This window comes from Tsukamurella sp. NPDC003166 (assembly GCF_040611135.1).
In the GTDB taxonomy this organism is placed as follows: domain Bacteria; phylum Actinomycetota; class Actinomycetes; order Mycobacteriales; family Mycobacteriaceae; genus Tsukamurella.
Genome location: NZ_JBEXNL010000019.1, coordinates 36477 through 54827, shown reverse-complemented (window position 1 = coordinate 54827; position 18351 = coordinate 36477). Strand labels below are relative to the sequence as shown.

The following is an 18351-nucleotide window of genomic DNA, read 5'->3' as shown; positions in this document are numbered from 1 at the left end:
CCCGGTGGCCGCCGCCCTGTTCGTCGCGGACTAGATTGGCCGGTATGGACGCGACGATCTACCACAACCCGAAGTGCAGCAAGTCCCGCCAGGCGCTCGCCCGCCTGCAGGAGGCGGGGGCGACGGTGACGGTGGTCAAGTATCTCGATCAGGTCCCGTCCAAAGCGGAGCTGAGGAAGCTGATCGACGACGCCGGGCTCACGGTCCGGCAGGCCGTCCGCACGCGCGAGGCGGAGTACAAGGAGCTCGGCCTGGCGGACGCCACCGACGACGCCCTGCTCGACGCGATGCTCACGCATCCTCGCCTCATCGAACGGCCCTTCGTGGTGACGGCGAAGGGCACGCGCATGGCCCGCCCCACCGAGGCCGTCGACGAGATCCTGTAGCGCCGGGAAATGCTCTTCCGGCAGCTCGAGTACTTCGTCGCCCTCGCCCGCGAGCAGCACTTCGCCCGCGCCGCGAGTGCCTGCTACGTCTCGCAGCCGGCACTGTCCGAGGCCATCCGCAAGCTCGAGCGCGAGCTGAAGGTGCCACTGGTGCTGCGCGGCTCCTCCTTCGAGGGCCTGACCCCGGAGGGCGAGCGGCTCGTGCCCTGGGCCCGCCGGATCCTCGCGGACCGCGACGCCCTCGAGCACGAGGTCACAGCGCTGCGCACAGGACTCACCGGCGAGCTCACGATCGGTGTGATCCCCGCCGCCGCGACCTCGGCCGCCCTGCTCACCGACCCGCTCTGCGCCGCCCACCCGCTCGTGCGGATCCGGGTGCGGGCGGGGTTGCGCTCCGCCGACATCGTCGAGCGGATCCGCCGGTTCGAGCTCGACGCCGGCATCGTCTACCCGGACGGGGTCGACACCGACGGGCTGTCCGTCACAACCCTCTACACCGACCGGCTCGCCCTCATCGCCCGCGAGGACCTCCTCCCCGACGGTGACGGTCCCCTCGCCTGGGCGGATGCGGCGCAGCTGCCGATGTGCCTGCTGCACGAGGGCATGCACGGCCGGGACCTCGTCGACGGTGCCGCCCGCGCGCACGGGGTGCGGCTGTCGCCGCGCCTCGAGGCCGACTCGGTCGCCACGCTCCTCGCGATGGTCGGCGCCGGACGATGGGCGTCGATCGTGCCCCGCGCGTGGATCGCGACCTACCGCGCACCGTCGGGCACGCGGACCGTGGAGCTCGAGGATGCGGACGCGCTCGCGACCCCGGTGGCGCTCGTGCGCGGCGCGGGCGAGCCGGAGTCGGTGCTCGCGCGGGCCCTCGCGGAGAGCGCGCGCCGCCACGAGTGAGCCCCGATCAGCGGTGATCGGCGGCGCCTATCGGCCGAGCGGATCCCGGTATTGGACGCGCCCCCGGAACTCGCGGGAGAGTGGTTGCAGAGGGACGAAAGCAATTCTCCCCCTCAACTATTCGAGGAGCGATCATGGCGAAGATTCTGTGTGTACTGTACCCGGACCCGGTCACCGGTTACCCGCCCGAGTACGCCCGCGACTCCATCCCACTGATCGAGGCCTATCCCGGCGGCCAGAGCATCCCGTCCCCCGCCGCCATCGACTTCACGCCCGGTGAGCTGCTCGGCTGTGTGTCCGGCGAGCTCGGCCTGCGGAAGTATCTGGAGGCCGCCGGCCACGAGCTGATCGTGACCGCCGAGAAGGACGGCCCGGAGTTCGAGCGGCACCTGGCCGAGGCCGAGGTGGTCATCTCGCAGCCCTTCTGGCCCGCCTACCTGTCCGCGGAGCGGATCGCGAAGGCGCCCAACCTCAAGCTCGCACTCACCGCCGGCATCGGCTCCGACCACGTCGATCTCGACGCCGCGATCAAGGCCGGGATCACCGTCGCCGAGGTCACCTACAGCAATTCGATCAGCGTCGCCGAGCACGCCGTCATGCAGATCCTCACGCTGGTCCGCAACTTCGTGCCGTCGTACAAGTGGGTCATCGAGGGCGGGTGGAACATCGCCGACTGCGTCGAGCGCGCCTACGACCTCGAGGGCATGGACGTCGCCATCATCGCCGCCGGCCGGATCGGCCAGGCCGTGATGCGCCGCCTCGCGCCCTTCGGCGTGCGGCTGCACTACTTCGACACCCGCCGCCTGCCGCTGGATCTCGAGCAGGAGCTGAACCTGACCTACCACGAGTCGGTCGAGTCGCTGGTCCGCTCGGTGGACGTCGTCGACATCCACGCGCCGCTGCACCCGAAGACCTACCACATGTTCGACGCCGAGTTGCTGGCGACGATGCGCCGCGGCTCGTACATCGTCAACACGGCCCGCGCCGAGATCGTGGTCCGCGACGACATCGTCGCGGCGCTCGAGTCCGGGCAGCTCGCCGGATACGCCGGCGACGTCTGGTTCCCGCAGCCGCCGGCCGTCGACCACCCGTGGCGCACCATGCCGAACCACGCGATGACCCCGCACGTCTCCGGCACCACCCTCTCCGCGCAGGCCCGGTACGCCGCGGGCACGCGCGAGATCCTCGAGGACTTCTTCGCCGGGTCCGCGATCCGCGACGAGTACCTCATCGTGGACGGCGGTGCGCTGGCCGGGGTGGGCGCGAGCTCGTACACCTCGGACGGTTCCGCCAGCCCCGGCGCGAAGGTCTGACCGGTTCGACGGTGCGCGCGCCTCGGCGTCGTCCGACGGGGCGCCGGGCGCGGCTCAGGCCCGGCGCTCCGCTCGACTGCGCACCAGCAGCGCCACCGCGACACCGACGACCACGCCGATCAGGGTGTCGACGCCGCGGTAGAGCAGCATCCGCGCCGGTTCCGACGGATCCGCCAACTCGGTCATCAGCAGGACCAGCGGGGTGAAGAAGCCGATCGCGATCGCGTAATGCCGCGCCATGAACAACTCCGTCGGGAGCAGCAGCACGATCGCGACCAGCGCGACCGCCGTCGGCCCGGGATCGATCGCCAGGAGCGCCGCGGTGAGCGCCAACCCGATCATGGTCCCGATCGTGCGGTGCAGGGCCCGGTTCAGGACCGGGCCCAGGTGCACCTCGGACGGCTTCGACGAGTCGATCACCGCCAGCGGGACCGCGGCGGCGGCCATGGCCCAGTTGGCGTGATCGACGCCGATGAGCACGCCCGCGGTACCCGCGATGCCCACGGCGAGCGCGTAGCGCACGGCGTGGATACCCACGCTCGGCGCGGGCCGCCGCGCGAGACGTGCGATCCCATCCCACCAGGGGCGGCCGCGCAGGGGATCCGGCCGGCCGATGTTGCCGACGATCACCGCGAACGCGACCGTCGCCGCGCAGATGGCGAGCGCGACGCCCGGCGGCGCCAGATCGGACGGCAGCATCGCGGTCGCGCCGAGCGCGAACAGGTAGAAGAAGGGCCCGGCCGGTCGCAGCCGGACGGCGTCCGCCAGCACCGACGTCACCGTGACGAAGACGACCGCGACCAGCACCAACAGCCACGAGGGAGACCTGGTGAACGCCAACGCGATACCCACCGCCTCGCCTGCGATGAGCAACCCGCCGGCCTGGACCTGGTGGACGATCCGGGGTCGGCCGCGCTCGAACCGTCCGTACATCCCGGCGAACGCGCCGAACTCGGCGTACACCAGCAGTTCGGGACGGCCCCACAACAGGAGGAGCACACCCGGCACCAGCAGCGCGAGCGCGACCCGCAGTGCGTGGTCCCAGTCCGCCGTATCCGGCCGCAGCGACGACAGCGTCGTCCTCCGGCCGTCCTCGTTACGCAGTGGCGACAAGGACCACGGCGACGATCGCCAGCAACGCCGATCCGGTGACCGCTCCGGCGGCCAGGTACGCATTGGTGGTGTACGTCGCGTCGCCGGCCGGGCGCCGCGGAGTCGAGATCGCGCACGCGGCGAACAGTCCTCCGAGCACAGCCACCGCCAGCACGACCACTGCGATCCACGTCATGTTCGACTCCCTTCGGTCGTACGGATTCCACCCGCGTCGGCCGGTGTCGGGGCGGCTCGGGTCCGCCGACCATCATCGCACGCTCGGCTTTTCGCAGCGCGGCGTACCGATCTGCTTCGACCTCCGCGCCGTCCGGAGAAGGATTAGGGTGATTCCGTGGTTCCGAATCAAGTTGTGACATCACCGTTGACCGAGGCCGCGATGTTCGTCGTGCTCACCGTTTCGGACGGGCAGGAGGGCCGGGTTCACGACGCGTTGGACAACCTCTCCGGCCTCACCCGCTCCGTCGGATTCCGGTACCCGGACAAGCATCTCTCGCTCACCACCTCGTTCGGCTCGGACGTCTGGGATCGACTCTTCGGCGGCCCCAAGCCGACGGGGCTGCACCCGTTCATCCCGCTCGACGGTCCGCGGCACCGCGCCCCGTCGACGCCGGGCGACGCGCTGCTGCACGTCAAGGCGAGCACCCTCGACATGTGTTTCGAGCTGACTTGGCGCATCCTCGACTCGTTCGGGGACGCGGTCACCGTGGTCGACGAGGTGCACGGCTTCCGCTTCTTCGACGCCCGCGACCTGCTGGGTTTCGTCGACGGGACGGAGAACCCCGAGGGTGCTGCCGCGGTGAACGCGACCGCGGTCGGTGCCGAGGACCCCGACTTCGCGGGCGGCAGCTACGTGCACATCCAGAAGTACCTGCACGACATGGCCGCCTGGCGGGCGCTGTCGGTCGAGGACCAGGAGAAGGTCATCGGGCGCAGCAAACTCGAGGACATCGAGATGGCCGACGACGTGAAGCCCGCGAACGCGCACATCGCGCTCAACGTGATCAACGACGAGGACGGCAACCAACTGCAGATCGTCCGGCAGAACATGCCCTTCGGCGAGCTCGGCAGCGCCGAGTTCGGCACCTACTTCATCGGCTACTGCCGTGACCCGGCGGTCACGGAACGCATGCTGCGCAACATGTTCCTCGGCGATCCGCCGGGCAACACCGACCGCATCCTGGACTTCTCGACGGCACACACCGGATGCCTCTTCTTCACCCCCACCGGCGAGTGGCTCGACGCCCCACCCGACCTCCCCTCCGGCGCACCGTCATCGGAGGAGACCGCGACCACCACGCCCGTCGCAACCGGCGGCGCGCTCGAAATCGGCAGCTTGAAAGGAAGTCGAGCATGAACAACCTGTACCGGGAACTGGCACCCGTCACCCCCGAGGCCTGGGAGCAGATCGAGGACGAGGCGGCACGGACCTTCAAGCGCAACATCGCCGGCCGCCGCGTCGTCGACGTGACGGGGCCGGACGGCCCGACCGCCGCCGCCGTCGGCACCGGCCACGTGCGTCCGGTCGACGGTCCCGCGGACGGCGTTCAGGCGGACCTGCGCGAGAGCGTGCCACTCGTCCGTCTCCGCGTGCCCTTCACGCTGAGCCGCTCCGCGATCGACTCGGTCGAGCGGGGCGCGCAGGACGCCGACTGGGATCCGGTCAAGGCGGCCGCGAAGCAGCTCGCCTACGCCGAGGACCGCGCCGTCTTCGAGGGCTACCCCGCGGCGTCGATCGGCGGGATGCGCGCGTCGTCGTCGAACGCCGCCATCGCACTCCCCGCGGATCCGCTCGATACACCGGACGCGGTGGCGAAGGCACTGGAGGACCTGCGTCTCGCGGGCGTCAACGGCCCGTACTCCGTGGTGTTGTCCGCCGACGTCTACACCAGCATCAGCGAGACCTCCGACCACGGCTACCCCGTCCGCGAGCAGCTCAATCGCCTCGTGGACGGTGAGATCATCTGGGCGCCCGCCATCGACGGCGCGTTCGCGCTGACCACCCGCGGCGGCGACTACGAACTGCGGCTCGGCACCGACGTCGAGATCGGCTACCTCAGCCACGACGCCGAGTCGGTGCAGCTGTACCTGCAGGAGACCTTCACCTTCCTCGCGTACACCGCCGAGGCCTCCGTGCCGCTCACCAACTGATCCCTGCCACAAGACCTCCCGTTCGAACCCGAGTCCCCCGAGTACCGGAGAAAGGCAACCCCCCATGAGTGAACTCGACGGCGTCTTCGACGACATCTTCCAGCGTTTCTTCGGCAACTCGGTGGGCCGGCCCGCGACCGCGCGGGTAGACCTGAATCGCCTCCTCAACGACCAGGCGAAGACTCTGCTCGCGGAGGCCCAGGTGGCCGCCGCGGACTGGAACAATCCGGAGATCACGCCGGAGCACCTGCTGTACGCGGCGGCGATGAACGAGCCCACGCGCGACGTGATCGCCCGGCTCAAGCTGGATCCGGACAAGGTCGCCGCCGCGATGCAGGCTGCGGCGCAGGCGAGCGCGAACCCGGCCGCGATGGACGGCGCGCCGTCGCTCAGCCCGGCCTCCCGCCGCGCGCTGCGGGTGGCTCAGCAGCACGCCGCGCAGAACGGGCAGTCCTACGTGGGACCCGAGCACATCCTGCTCGGCATCGCCGACAACCCGGACACGGTTGCCGCACAGGCACTCTCGGGCGGCGGCATGTCCGCACCGTCAGCGCAGAGCAAGCCCGGCAAACCGGGCAAGGCGGGTCCGGCCGGGCAGGCCGCACAACCGGAGAGCACGACCCCGACGCTCGACGAGTACGGCCGCGACCTCACGGCCGAGGCCCGCGCCGGCAAGGTCGACCCCGTCGTCGGCCGCGCGGAGGAGATCGAGCAGACCATCGAGATCCTGTCCCGGCGGCGCAAGAACAACCCGGTGCTCATCGGCGACCCGGGCGTCGGCAAGACGGCCATCGTCGAGGGGCTCGCACAACGGATCGTCAACGACGACGTGCCGAAGACGCTCGCCGGGCGCCGCGTGATCGCGCTGGACGTGAGCTCCATGGTCGCGGGCAGCAAGTACCGCGGCGAGTTCGAGGAGCGCCTGACCAAGGTGCTCGACGAGGTCCGCGAGCACTCGGACGAGCTGGTGGTCTTCATCGACGAGTTGCACACGATCATCGGCGCCGGCGGTGGCGGCGAGGGCTCCATGGACGCCGGTAACATGCTCAAGCCCGCGTTGGCGCGCGGCGAGCTGCACGCCATCGGCGCCACCACGATCGACGAGTACCGCAAGTACATCGAGAAGGACGCGGCGCTCGAGCGGCGGTTCCAGCCCGTGATGGTCAGCGAGCCATCGGTGGACGACACGATCGAGATCCTCCGCGGGCTCATCGACGTCTACGAGGAGCACCACCAGGTGCGCTACGAGGATGCCGCGCTCGTCGCGGCCGCGGAGCTGTCGGACCGGTACATCACCGACCGGTTCATGCCGGACAAGGCGATCGACCTCGTCGACCAGGCCGGCGCCCGGGTCCGGTTGCGCACCAAGACCCCCGATGCCGATACCCGCTCGCTCGAGGACGAGTTGGCCGCACTCCGCCGCGAGAAGGACAGCGCCGTCGAGGGCGAGGACTACAAGACCGCTGACGACCTCAAGGAGAAGATCAACGCGGCCGAGGAGCGGCTGGCGGCCGCGGGCGGCGGCGAGTCCGAGCCCGAGGTCACCGTCGTCGACATCGCCGAGGTCGTCTCCCGGCGCACCGGCATCCCCGTCGCCGACCTCACCTCCGAGGAACGGGAGAAGCTGCTGCGCCTCGAGGACGACCTGCACGACCGGGTGATCGGCCAGGAGGAGGCGGTGCTCGCCGTCGCCGAGGCCGTGCGTCGCGCCCGCGCGGGGCTCAAGGATCCGAGCCGCCCGATCGGCTCGTTCCTGTTCCTCGGCCCCACCGGCGTCGGCAAGACCGAACTCGCGAAGGCCTTGGCCGCCACGGTGTTCGGCGACGAGGACCGGCTGATCCGGTTCGACATGAGCGAGTTCCAGGAGAAGCACACGGTGTCGCGGCTCGTCGGTGCGCCTCCCGGCTACGTCGGCTACGAGGAGGCCGGCCAGCTCACCGACAAGGTGCGGCGCCAGCCGTACTCGGTGATCCTGTTCGACGAGGTCGAGAAGGCGCACCCCGATGTCTTCAACGTGCTGCTGCAGCTGCTCGACGACGGCCGGGTGACGGACGCACAGGGCCGCACCGTCGACTTCAAGAACACGATCGTGATCCTGACGTCGAACATCGGCGCCGACCTGATCCTGGACGCGCCGGAGGACGACTTCGAGTCGGTGATCCCGAAGGTCAAGGACCGGCTGCGGGCGCACTTCCGGCCCGAGTTCCTCAACCGGATCGACGACACGGTGATCTTCCACCGGCTGGACAAGGCGCAGCTGCGCAACATCGTCGAGCTGATCCTGGACGGCACGCGGCGGCTGCTGCGCGCGCAGGACGTGGAACTGGACGTCAGCACCGCAGCGGAGGACTGGTTGGCGGACGAGGGCTTCCAGCCCCAGTTCGGCGCCCGGCCCCTGCGCCGGACGGTGCAGAAGGAGCTCGACAACCGGCTGTCGTCGATGCTGCTGCGCGGCGATGTCGGCGGCGGCGACACCGTGCGGGTGGACGCCGACGACGACGGGCTGGTGCTGTCGGTCGTGGACGAGCACGCCGACGGTTCCGTGTCGGAAGGTTCGTTGCCGGCGGAGGCCGGGAACGAGAACGAGAAGGAGAAGGCATGAGCGACAAGAACGCCCGCGAAGAAGCGATCGAGCACGAGGAGAAGCGGAAGCAGGAGGAGCGCGACCGCCTCGAGCGCGAGGAGAAGGAGCGACTGGAATGAGCGATTCCAACGACCTGTCCGGACTGGACGAGACGCCGGCGCAGGCCGCGGCCGAGGAGCGGGAGACCGAACTGGAGGCCCGCGAGGCCGTGGGCCAGGATCTCGGCGATGACGGCGACGCCGAGATCGCCGAAGAAGAAGGCATCTCCTAAGGGAATGGCACTGACATTTCCGATGGGGGACCCGTCACGCATCTGTCGATCGGAGGCATGGTGAGGTCCGTCGCCGATGCGATGCTGCGACACCCGACGATTCACCCGCCGGACATCACGGTGGGCGACGCGGTCGCAGCGTTCGAATCCAGCCCGAAGATTCACCTGTTGCTGCTCGTGCACGCGGGGAGGCTCGTCGGAACCCTCACCCGCGCCGACATCGCCGCAGCGGATCTCCACGAGGGCGCGGCGCCGCTGGCACGATCCTCCCTGCGTGCGCGCACCACGTCCGCGGACGGAGAGCTCGAGCCTCTTCGTGAGGCAATGGTCGCCGCAGGCACCCGGCGACTCGCCGTCGTCGACGACGACCTGCGGCTACTCGGGCTGCTCTGCCTCAAGGCCTCGGGCACCGGGTTCTGCACCGACGACGGCGTCGAGCGCATGCGTCGATCCCGCTCAGCCGCAACCGGCGGCGACGCGTCCACCGAGCAAGGATGGCGGAGCCCTGGCTGAGGAGGGTGAAGGCGACCGTCGGTTCGGACCAGGATCCGCCACAGTCGACGAGCGCCGAGCGCGACGGTGTAGCGTCAGATTGGTGGGACGAATCACGGTGCGTCGGAATGTAGTCCGGGTCGCCGTCGGCACGGAAACCGTACGGCGTATCGATACGCTCGCGGTCGAGGAGCCGCTCGAGATCCGCGTCGCGGGAACGCCTCTCGCCGTGACCATGCGCACGCCCGGGCACGATGTCGAGCTGGCCGCCGGGTTCCTCGTCTCCGAGGGCGTGATCGGCGCCGCGGAGGACTTCCGCTCCGCGATCCACTGCGGAGGGCCCGGTACCGGCGGTGAGATCAACGAGTACAACGTGCTCGACATCGCCCTCGCAGCCGGTGTTGCGCCGCCCGCGCCGGACGTGACGCGCAACTTCTACACCACCAGCTCGTGCGGCATGTGCGGCAAGGCGAGCATCGATGCGGTGCGCACGGTCTCCCGGTTCGACGTCCGGGCCGATCCGGTCACCGTCGAACCCGAGCAGGTGGTGGCCCTGCCGGACCGGCTCCGCGCCGGGCAGGCCGTCTTCGACAAGACCGGCGGTCTCCATGCGGCCGGCCTGTTCGACGTCGCGACCGGCGAACTGCTCGTGCTGCGCGAGGACGTGGGCCGGCACAACGCCGTCGACAAGGTGATCGGCTGGGCTCTTCTGCAGGGCCGGCTGCCGCTGCGCGGCGTGGTCCTGCAGGTGTCGGGTCGCGCCAGCTTCGAGCTCGTCCAGAAGGCCGTCATGGCCGGGATCCCCGTGCTGTCCGCGGTCTCGGCGCCGTCGTCGCTCGCGGTCGAGCTCGCCGACGAGGCCGGACTCACCCTGATCGGCTTCGTCCGCGGCGACCACATGAACATCTACTCCCAGCCCCAGCGAGTTCGACAGGAAGTCAGGACATGACCACGGACAATCAGCCCCGGACTCCGGCACGCGTGCCGGGCCTCATGCCCGACGTCCCCCGGCAGGGCGGCTTCGGCCCCGTGACCGACGGTGCCTGGTCCAGCTCGCCCTACCACCACGCGGCTGCGTCGTGGGGCGCCGCGAAATCGGTGGGCACGATCCTCATGAAGCAGCGCGAATTGGTCCGCGGCACCCACTCGATGTTCGTCATGAACCACCCCACCGGATACGACTGCCCGGGTTGTGCGTGGCCGGACGACAAGAAGCTGACCCTCGACTTCTGCGAGAACGGCGTCAAACACGTCACGTGGGAGATGACCCCGAAGCGGGTGCGCCGGGAGTTCTTCGCGCGGCACACCGTCACCGAGCTCGCCGACTGGACCGACTTCGACCTCGAGAACGAGGGGCGGCTCACCGAACCCATGGTCTACGACGAGGCCTCCGACAGGTACGTCCCGATCGGCTGGGACGAGGCGTACGCGCTGGTCGGTGCGGCGCTGCGCGATCTCGCTAGTCCCGACGAGGCGTCGTTCTACACCTCCGGCCGGCTCAGTAACGAGGCCACCTTCCTGTATCAGTTGTTGGCTCGCGAGTACGGCACCAACAACCTGCCCGACTGCTCGAACATGTGCCACGAGGCGTCCGGTCGCGCCCTGCAGGCCGCGATCGGCACCGGCAAGGGCACGTGCGATCTCGAGGACTGGGAGGAGGCCGACCTCCTGATCGTCATGGGCGTCAACGCCGCCTCGAACGCGCCGCGGATGCTCACCGCGCTCGCCGACGCCACCCGCCGCGGCGCGCAGGTCGTGCACGTCAACCCGCTGGTCGAGGCCGGCGCGACGAAGACGATCGTGCCGCACGAGATGGTCGACATGGCACTGTTCAAGGCGACGTCCGTCTCGGACATGAACATTCAGGTCCGCCCCGGCGGCGACCTCGCGCTCATGCGCGGCATCGCCAAGGTCGTGTTCGAGGCCGCGGAGACGGACCCGACGGTGCTCGACCGCGCGTTCCTCGAAGCGAGCACCGTCGATGTCGAGGCCTACCGCGACCTGGTGACCGCCACCGACTGGGCGGACATCACCGCGCAGGCGGGCCTGCCGGAGGCCGAGATCCGCCGCGTGGGCGAGCTGTACCTGCGTGCCGAGCGCTCGATCATCTCGTGGTGCCTGCGGGTCACGCAGCACGAGCACGGCGTCGACACGGTCCGCGAGATCATCAATGTCCTGCTGCTGCGCGGCAACATCGGACGGCCCGGCGCGGGCCCGTCGCCCGTCCGCGGCCACAGCAACGTGCAGGGAAACCGCACCTGCGGCATCGACCATCGGCCGCCGCCGTGGACGGACCGGCTCGACCAGGTGTGCGGCATCGTCTCCCCGCGCACCCACGGCCTCGACACCGTGAACACCGTCGAGGGCATGCACGACGGCCGGGTGAAGGTCTTCGTCGGGATGGGCGGCAACTTCGTGCTCGCGGCGCCCGACACCGCGTACACCGCGGCGGGCCTGCGCAAGACCGAGTTCACCGTGCAGGTCAGCACCAAGCTCAACCGCAGCCACCTCGTGCACGGGCGGCGGGCGCTGATCCTGCCCTGCCTCGGGCGCACCGAGAAGGACCTGCAGGCCGCCGGCCCCCAGGGGGTCACCGTCGAGGACGCGATGAGTATGGTCCACATCTCCCGCGGCAAGCGGCGCCCCGCGTCGCCCGACCTGCGCTCCGAGCCCGCGATCATCGCCGGCATCGCGATGGCCGCGCTCCCGGACAGTCGCACGCCATGGCAGTCGTACGTCGACGACTACGACCGCATCCGTGATGTCATGGCGCAGGTACTGCCCGGCTTCGAGGGCTTCAACGAGCTGATCAAGGAGCCCGGCGGATTCCGCATTCCGCAGCCCGCCCGTGAGCGGGTCTTCGAGACCCCGTCCGGGCGCGCCGAGTTCTCCCTGGCGCCCCTGCCGAACGTGATCCCCGTCGACGAGGACGTCCTGATCCTGCAGACCATGCGGAGCCACGATCAGTGGAACACCACGATCTACTCCAACAACGACCGCTACCGCGGCATCAAGAACCTGCGCGAGCTGATCTTCCTCAACGAGGCCGACATGACCTCCCGCGGTCTCTCCGAGGGCGACTTCGTGGACATCACCGCCACCTCGCGGGACGGCTCGCAGCGCACGCTGCGCCGATTCCGAGCGCTGCGCTACGACCTGCCGGTGGGGTCCGCGGCCGGGTACATGCCGGAGATGAACGCGCTGATCGGCATCGCCGACTACAGCACGCAGAGTGATCAGCCGCTGATGAAGAACGTCGCCGTGCGGCTGGCCAAGTCCGCCTAGCCGCTCCGCGCTACACCAGCGTGTCCCGGAACAGCCCGATCACATCGTCGAGGGCCTGGCGGGTCGGCTGGCCCGGCTCGTCGATGAGGTGCTCGGTGAGGACCGAGTGCGGCGGGGTCAGGGCGTCCGGGTTGGCGTCGGCGTCGTCGATCTCGACGGCGATGAAGCCGTCGCCCAGGTGCTCGCGGAGGTAGTCGAAGCGCTCGCCGGGCACCATGAAGTCGCCCTTGAACCGCAGGCCCATGACCTTGAGCCCCTGCTTGGCGCACCGCACCTTCACGGTGTCGAGATCCTGGGGCGAGATGTCGATGGTGCGGCCGGTGCCGGGGACGGGCCGGAAGGGCAGCGACGGCTGGCTGAGCACGGGCGCCAGCATCACGTCGTCGACGGCCATGCCGAGCGCGAAGCCGCCCGTGAAACACATGCCCACCGCGCCGACGCCCTTTCCTCCGCAGCGCTCGTGCTCCTGCCGGGCGAGCGCCCGCAGCCACGTCACCACCGGCGAGGACTTGCGGCTCGCAAGGATGGTGAACTCGCGGCTCACGCACAGTGAGCCGGCGAGCTTGGCCATGCTCTTCGCCGTCCCGGCGTAGCCGATCGCCTTCGGATTCGCGGCGTCCAGGCCGGGCGTGCCGAACAAGTGCGGCAGCACCGCGGTGAAGCCCGCGTCCACGACCTTCCGCGCGAAGTCGAGCACCTTCGGGGTGATGCCGGGGATCTCGGCGATCACGATCACCGCTGGTCCCGAGCCCTTGCGGTACACGTCGTGCGTCACGCCGTCGGACGTGAACGACTCCTTCGTGAAGTCGACGAGATGGGCGGCGGCTTCGGCTTTGAGATCCACGGGCACCATCGTGCCCCATCCGCCCGGAATCCGGGTGGCGTAACTCAGGCCAGACGGTGCGCCACGGCCTCGAGGGCGGGCCACGGATCGTCGCCGAGCGCCTGCACCGCGACGTGGTCGGCGCCGGCATCGAGGTGCGCGCGCACGCCCGCGGCGACCGCATCGCCGTCGCCGTGCACGGCCAGCACGTCCACGAGGCGGTCGCTGCCGGGCTTGCTGAGGTCGGCGTCGTCGAAGCCGAGACGGCGCAGGTTGGCGACGTAGTTACGCAGGCCCAGATAGAACTCGACGGTGCGCCGCCCGGTCTCCCGGCCCCGGGTGTCGTCCTCGTCGAGGACGATCTTCTGCTCGGGCGCGAGCAGCACCCCGGCGCCGAGGATCTCGCGGGCACGACGGGTGTGCTTCGGCGTGGCCAGATAGGGGTGCGCGCCCGCGGTGCGGTCGGCGGCAAGCCGCAGGACCTTGGGGCCGAGGGCCGCGAGCACCGTCTGCTCCTTCGGCACGCCCTCCGCGGCGAGCACGTCCAGGTAGTCGACGAGCGCCTGGTAGGGAGTGCGGTAGTCGGCGGTCGCCTCGCGATGCCCGGCGCCGATCCCGAGCACGAACCGGCCCGGATACAGCTTCTCGATCCGGTGGAAAGCGGCGGCGGCCGAGCGGGCGTCGTCCTGCCAGATGTTGAGGATGCCCGTCGCGACCACCAGGTTCTCGGTGGCTTCCAGCAGGGGATCCACCACCGCCAGGTCACCGCCCGGCGACCCGCCCAGCCACACCGTGCCGTAGCCCGATCGCTCAGCCCGCTCGGCGAAGGCACCGTCGACCTGCGTGGCGCCGCGCCAGATTCCCAACCTGCCCAGAGTCGTCATGGTCGGTGCAACGCCGGGCCGGGGGCGGATGCTTCCCGTCACACCGCGGCGCGCGGCAGGGTCGGCCGGGCCGGGGCGTAGACGGCGCCCGCGACGGCCCGGGCGACCGCCTTGGCCACGTCGCGCACGTCCGCCTCGTCGCGCCACGCGACGATGCGGCCACCGTCGACCTCGAACGTGCCGTGCACCCGGAACTGGAGGCACAACGGCCCGTAGACGAGGGCGGTCACGCGCTCGGTGAGCGCGGCACCGTCGGACTGTTCCGAGGCGAGCAGGACCGCCTGCATCGCGACCCGCGTGCGCGCGTGCCAGCGGAAGTGCCGCGCGATCGCCGCGCGGCCCCGCAACGGCCTGCCGCCGGTACGCCGGTAGACCACGTTCTTCGCCAGGAGCTGCTCGGCGATCTCGTAGTCGCCGCTGCCCAGGGCGTCGACGAAGCGCTCGGCGACGTCCTGCGGCGACCACAGCGGGAAGTTGTTCACGGGGTCGATGGTGCCGATGTGGCGTGGACGCCGCGCGAACTGGACATGACGGAACGGCGAAACTTCGATTTCACTCCTGAGCGGGACGTTCGGTAGACTCTCCTGCGACCTTCTCGGCGAGGGCGGCCCCGGCCGCCGTGATCGACGCGAACGGCACTTCTCCCCGCGGATCCCGCGAGCGATGCAGTGCGGGCGCCTCGACATCGTCGAGGCCGATACACCGCAGCAGGAGCATCATGTCTGACACCAACAAGCTCGTCGCCACCGTCCGTACCGAGTTCGGCAAGGGCGCCGCGCGCCGCGCCCGCCGCGACGGCCTCGTGCCCGTCGTCCTCTACGGCCACGGCACCGACCCGCAGCACTTCACCGTCGTCGCCCGCGAGTTCTCGGCCATCCTCCGCAAGGACGGCGTCAACGCCGTGCTGAACCTGGACATCGACGGCACGGAGCAGCTCGCGCTGACCAAGCAGGTCGTCGTGCATCCGCTGCGCAACTACATCGAGCACACCGACCTGCTCGTGATCAAGAAGGGCGAGAAGGTCACCGTCTCGGTGCCCGTCGTCGTCGAGGGCGAGCCCGCCGGCGGCACCCAGGTCGCGCAGGACCTCAACGAGGTCGAGGTCGAGGCCGACGCGCTGAACATCCCCGAGAACATCGTGGTCAACGTCCACAACCTGGAGGCGGGCACCCAGATCACCGCGGGCCGGCTCGAGGTTCCCGCGGGCGCCACCGTCATCACGGATGCCGACGCACTGGTCATCAACATCACCGAGATCGCGGCGGCCCAGACCGACGAGGACGAGGCCGAGGCCGCCGACGAGGCTGCCGAGTAATTCGATGACCGACCGGCCACTCATCGTCGTGGGGCTGGGTAACCCCGGCGAGAAGTACGCCGGGACCCGGCACAACATCGGCTTCGACGTGGTCGACGAGCTCGCATCGCGCGCCCGCACCTCCTTCTCCCGGCACAAGAAGTCGGGGGCGGAGGTCGCGGGCGCGCGGCTCGTCGGCCGCCAGGTGTACCTGGCGAAGCCGCAGTCCTACATGAACCTCTCCGGCGAGCCCGTGGGCGCGCTGGCGCGGTTCTACTCGGTCGAGCCGACCGATGTGATCGCCGTGCACGACGAGCTGGACATCGACTTCGGCCTGGTCCGGCTCAAGCGCGGCGGCGGAGAGGGCGGGCACAACGGCCTCCGCTCGCTGACCCAGCACCTGGGCACGAAGGACTACCTGCGCGTGCGGGCCGGGATCGGCCGACCGCCGGGCCGGCAGGACCCCGCGGACTACGTACTCAAGCCCTTCGCCAAGGCGGAGAAGCCCGAGGTGCCGCTCCTGGTCACCAACGCCGCCGACGCGGTCGAGCTGCTCATCCGCGACGGCCTCGAGGCCGCGCAGAACACCGTGCACGCCTGGTGATCGCCTTCCGCCGGGTCACCCGCGAGGACTTCGGGCTCCTCGCGGAGTGGCTCGGCGAGGAGCACAACCGGCGGTGGTGGAACCACGAGACCTCCCCCTCCGCGGTCGAGCGCGACTTCGGTCCGTCCGTCGACGGCCTCGAGCCCTCGCTGGACTTCCTGGCGTTCGACGGTGCCCACGGTGTCGGTCCCGGGGCCGACGGTGCCGGGGTCCCGTTCGGGCTGATCCAGCGGCAACGCTGGATCGACTACCCGGACGAACCCGAGACCGTTGCGGTCGGCACCGTCGTCGACCTCGGCCCCCGCGACTGGGGCATCGACTACCTGATCGGCTCCCCCGCCGCGACCGGTCGAGGGCTCGGCACGGCCATGATCGCGGCGATGTGCTCGGTGATTTTCACCGAGCTCGGCGGCGAGCGGGTCGTCGTCGCCGTCGCGGCGGGAAATCGTCGCTCCTGGCGCGCGCTGGAGCGCGCCGGCTTCGCCCTCGTCGGCCACGTCGACATCCCGCCCGACAACCCCGTCGACCCGCCGGACCACGTGGTCTACGCGCTTTCGCGCCCCGCCTGACCGCGACACGATCTACCTGCGCGAACAGGTAGACTGGCTCCCCGTGAGTTCCATTGCCGACGAGGTCTCCCGCCGCCGTACCTTCGCCATCATCAGCCACCCCGACGCGGGTAAGTCCACGATGACGGAGGCCCTGGCGCTGCACGCCCGGGTGATCAACGAGGCCGGCGCGATCCACGGCAAGGCGGGCCGCAAGTCCACCGTCTCCGACTGGATGGAGATGGAGAAGGCCCGCGGCATCTCCGTGAGCTCGACCGCGCTGCAGTTCAACTACACCTCCTCCGACGCTTCCCCCGACGAGGAACCGTCGGTGATCAACCTCGTCGACACCCCCGGCCACGCGGATTTCTCCGAGGACACCTACCGCGTGCTCACGGCCGTCGACGCAGCGGTGATGCTCATCGATGCCGCGAAGGGCCTGGAGCCGCAGACGCTCAAGCTCTTCCAGGTGTGCCGGCACCGCGGTATTCCGGTGATCACCGTGATCAACAAGTGGGACCGCCCCGGCCGCACTCCACTGGAGTTGCTCGACGAGATCTCCGAGCGCATCGGCCTGACTCCCACTCCCCTGTTCTGGCCCGTCGGGATCGCGGGCGACTTCCGCGGCCTGCGCGACGTCCGCCGCGACGAGTACGTGCACTTCACCCGCACCGCCGGTGGCGCGAAGATCGCTCCCGAGGAACACCTTTCGACCGACGCCGCGCTCGACCGCGAAGGCGACGTGTGGGCCGAGGCGGTCGAGGAGACCGAGCTGATGACCGAAATGGGGCAGAGCCACGACCAGGAGATGTTCCTGGCCGGCCAGACCTCTCCGGTGATCTTCACCTCGGCGATCCTCAATTTCGGTGTGCGGCAACTGTTGGAGGCTCTGGTCGAGCTGGCGCCGCCGCCGCATTCGCGCGAGAGCATCGAGGGGACCGAGCGTGAGGTGACCGATCCGTTCAGCGCCGTCGTCTTCAAGGTGCAGGCGGGCATGGACTCGGCGCACCGGGATCGCCTGGCGTTCATGCGAATCGTCTCCGGCGAGTTCGAGCGGGGCATGGTCGTCCAGCACGCGCAGACCGGCAAGCCCTTCGCCACGAAGTACGCGATGACGGTGGTCGGCCGCGACCGCGAGACGGTCGAGACCGCGTACCCCGGCGATGTCGTGGGCCTGGTCAACGCGAACGCCCTCGCCCCCGGCGACACCCTGTACGACGGTGCCAAGGTCCAGTTCCCGCCGATCCCCTCGTTCGCGCCCGAGCACTTCGCCGTCGTCCGCGCGGACTCGGCCGGCAAGTACAAGCAGTTCCGCAAGGGCATCGAGCAGCTCGGCACCGAGGGCGTGGTCCAGTTGCTGCGCAACGACGTCCGCGGCGACGCCTCCCCCGTGATGGCCGCGGTCGGACCGATGCAGTTCGAGGTCGTGGTCGCCCGGATGAAGACGGAGTTCAACGTCGACGTGCAGGTCGAGCACCTGGGCTACTCCGTTGCCCGACGGACGGATTCGCCGAGCGCGGACGAGCTGAACCGGCAGCGCGGCGTCGAGGTCTTCGAGCGCAACGACGGAGCCCTCCTCGCCCTGTTCTCGGACAAGTGGCGGCTGCAGTACATCGAGAAGGAGCACCCGACGCTCACGCTCGAGCCCCTGGTCGCCGCGGCCGACTGATCGATTCCAGACCGATCTGGCCCGAATTGCGCCACTATGG

Annotated in this window: 20 protein-coding genes; 14 read left to right on the top strand and 6 right to left on the bottom strand. The window is 70.1% G+C overall.

The genetic code is table 11. The features are described 5' to 3' along the window. The first annotated feature begins 44 nt into the window (after nt 1–44). The 3 genes from arsC (at nt 45) to ABZX10_RS18730 (ending at nt 2596) form a co-directional block, all read left to right on the top strand. Nucleotides 45–386 carry an arsenate reductase (glutaredoxin) gene (gene arsC / locus ABZX10_RS18740; RefSeq protein WP_355543269.1) on the top strand — a complete coding sequence of 114 codons (342 nt, stop codon included), beginning with the start codon at nt 45–47 and terminating at the stop codon, nt 384–386. A 9-nt stretch (nt 387–395) separates the two neighbouring features. Next, entirely contained in the window at nt 396–1283 is an 888-nt protein-coding gene (locus ABZX10_RS18735; protein WP_355543266.1) for a LysR family transcriptional regulator, read from the top strand. 134 nt (nt 1284–1417) lie between these two features. After that, nucleotides 1418–2596, top strand: coding sequence for an NAD-dependent formate dehydrogenase (locus tag ABZX10_RS18730; RefSeq protein ID WP_355543263.1), 1179 nt, complete (start codon nt 1418–1420; stop codon nt 2594–2596). A gap of 54 nt (nt 2597–2650) precedes the next feature. On the opposite strand, the gene ABZX10_RS18725 is transcribed toward ABZX10_RS18730, so the two are convergent. Continuing rightward, on the bottom strand, nt 2651–3709 hold the full coding sequence (locus ABZX10_RS18725; RefSeq protein ID WP_355543260.1) for an FUSC family protein: 1059 nt from the start codon (nt 3707–3709) through the stop codon (nt 2651–2653). Then, nucleotides 3693–3884, bottom strand: a complete 192-nt coding sequence (locus ABZX10_RS18720; RefSeq protein ID WP_355543257.1) for a hypothetical protein — start codon at nt 3882–3884, stop codon at nt 3693–3695. The genes ABZX10_RS18725 and ABZX10_RS18720 overlap by 17 nt, the downstream gene beginning before the upstream one ends. 156 nt (nt 3885–4040) lie before the next feature. On the opposite strand from ABZX10_RS18720, the gene ABZX10_RS18715 reads away from it, so the two are divergent. From ABZX10_RS18715 to ABZX10_RS18685, 7 genes are all read left to right on the top strand, one after another. Further along, nucleotides 4041–5063, top strand: coding sequence for a Dyp-type peroxidase (locus tag ABZX10_RS18715; protein ID WP_355543254.1), 1023 nt, complete (start codon nt 4041–4043; stop codon nt 5061–5063). Beyond that, nucleotides 5060–5857 carry a family 1 encapsulin nanocompartment shell protein gene (locus tag ABZX10_RS18710; protein WP_355543251.1) on the top strand — a complete coding sequence of 266 codons (798 nt, stop codon included), beginning with the start codon at nt 5060–5062 and terminating at the stop codon, nt 5855–5857. Before ABZX10_RS18715 ends, ABZX10_RS18710 begins: the two co-directional genes overlap by 4 nt. A gap of 64 nt (nt 5858–5921) precedes the next feature. Next, nucleotides 5922–8459, top strand: a complete 2538-nt coding sequence (locus ABZX10_RS18705) for an AAA family ATPase (RefSeq protein ID WP_355543248.1) — start codon at nt 5922–5924, stop codon at nt 8457–8459. Nucleotides 8460–8556: 97 nt separating this feature from the next. Beyond that, entirely contained in the window at nt 8557–8712 is a 156-nt protein-coding gene (locus tag ABZX10_RS18700; RefSeq protein ID WP_355543245.1) for a hypothetical protein, read from the top strand. Nucleotides 8713–8769: 57 nt separating this feature from the next. After that, nucleotides 8770–9225 carry a CBS domain-containing protein gene (locus ABZX10_RS18695; RefSeq protein WP_355543242.1) on the top strand — a complete coding sequence of 152 codons (456 nt, stop codon included), beginning with the start codon at nt 8770–8772 and terminating at the stop codon, nt 9223–9225. Nucleotides 9226–9307: 82 nt separating this feature from the next. Continuing rightward, nucleotides 9308–10153 carry a formate dehydrogenase accessory sulfurtransferase FdhD gene (fdhD, locus tag ABZX10_RS18690; protein WP_355543239.1) on the top strand — a complete coding sequence of 282 codons (846 nt, stop codon included), beginning with the start codon at nt 9308–9310 and terminating at the stop codon, nt 10151–10153. Further along, nucleotides 10150–12489 (top strand): FdhF/YdeP family oxidoreductase, encoded by a 2340-nt coding sequence (locus tag ABZX10_RS18685; protein ID WP_355543236.1) that lies wholly within the window; start codon nt 10150–10152, stop codon nt 12487–12489. The genes fdhD and ABZX10_RS18685 overlap by 4 nt, the downstream gene beginning before the upstream one ends. A gap of 10 nt (nt 12490–12499) precedes the next feature. Here ABZX10_RS18685 and ABZX10_RS18680 read toward each other — a convergent pair whose 3' ends face one another. The 4 genes from ABZX10_RS18680 to ABZX10_RS18665 form a co-directional block, all read right to left on the bottom strand. Further along, the gene (locus ABZX10_RS18680; protein ID WP_355543233.1) at nt 12500–13342 is read right to left on the bottom strand and encodes a dienelactone hydrolase family protein; all 843 of its coding nucleotides are present in this window, start codon (nt 13340–13342) and stop codon (nt 12500–12502) included. 35 nt (nt 13343–13377) lie between these two features. Beyond that, nucleotides 13378–14196: an LLM class F420-dependent oxidoreductase gene (locus tag ABZX10_RS18675; protein ID WP_355543230.1), complete on the bottom strand. Its 819-nt coding sequence runs from the start codon at nt 14194–14196 to the stop codon at nt 13378–13380. A gap of 38 nt (nt 14197–14234) precedes the next feature. Beyond that, complete coding sequence (locus ABZX10_RS18670) at nt 14235–14678, bottom strand: limonene-1,2-epoxide hydrolase family protein (RefSeq protein WP_355543227.1); 444 nt, start codon at nt 14676–14678, stop codon at nt 14235–14237. Nucleotides 14679–14748: 70 nt separating this feature from the next. Then, nucleotides 14749–14916, bottom strand: a complete 168-nt coding sequence (locus tag ABZX10_RS18665; protein ID WP_355543224.1) for a hypothetical protein — start codon at nt 14914–14916, stop codon at nt 14749–14751. On the opposite strand from ABZX10_RS18665, the gene ABZX10_RS18660 reads away from it, so the two are divergent. Genes ABZX10_RS18660 through ABZX10_RS18645 form a run of 4 tightly spaced genes read left to right on the top strand, consistent with a single transcriptional unit; the run spans nt 14915 to nt 18311 of the window. Next, a complete protein-coding gene (locus ABZX10_RS18660; protein WP_355543221.1) occupies nt 14915–15511 on the top strand; it encodes a 50S ribosomal protein L25/general stress protein Ctc in 597 nt (198 codons plus the stop codon). The genes ABZX10_RS18665 and ABZX10_RS18660 overlap by 2 nt on opposite strands. A gap of 4 nt (nt 15512–15515) precedes the next feature. Continuing rightward, nucleotides 15516–16094, top strand: a complete 579-nt coding sequence (pth, locus tag ABZX10_RS18655) for an aminoacyl-tRNA hydrolase (RefSeq protein ID WP_355543217.1) — start codon at nt 15516–15518, stop codon at nt 16092–16094. Next, nucleotides 16091–16663, top strand: coding sequence for a GNAT family N-acetyltransferase (locus tag ABZX10_RS18650; RefSeq protein ID WP_355543214.1), 573 nt, complete (start codon nt 16091–16093; stop codon nt 16661–16663). Before pth ends, ABZX10_RS18650 begins: the two co-directional genes overlap by 4 nt. A gap of 43 nt (nt 16664–16706) precedes the next feature. Then, on the top strand, nt 16707–18311 hold the full coding sequence (locus ABZX10_RS18645; RefSeq protein ID WP_355543211.1) for a peptide chain release factor 3: 1605 nt from the start codon (nt 16707–16709) through the stop codon (nt 18309–18311). Nucleotides 18312–18351 lie beyond the last annotated feature (40 nt).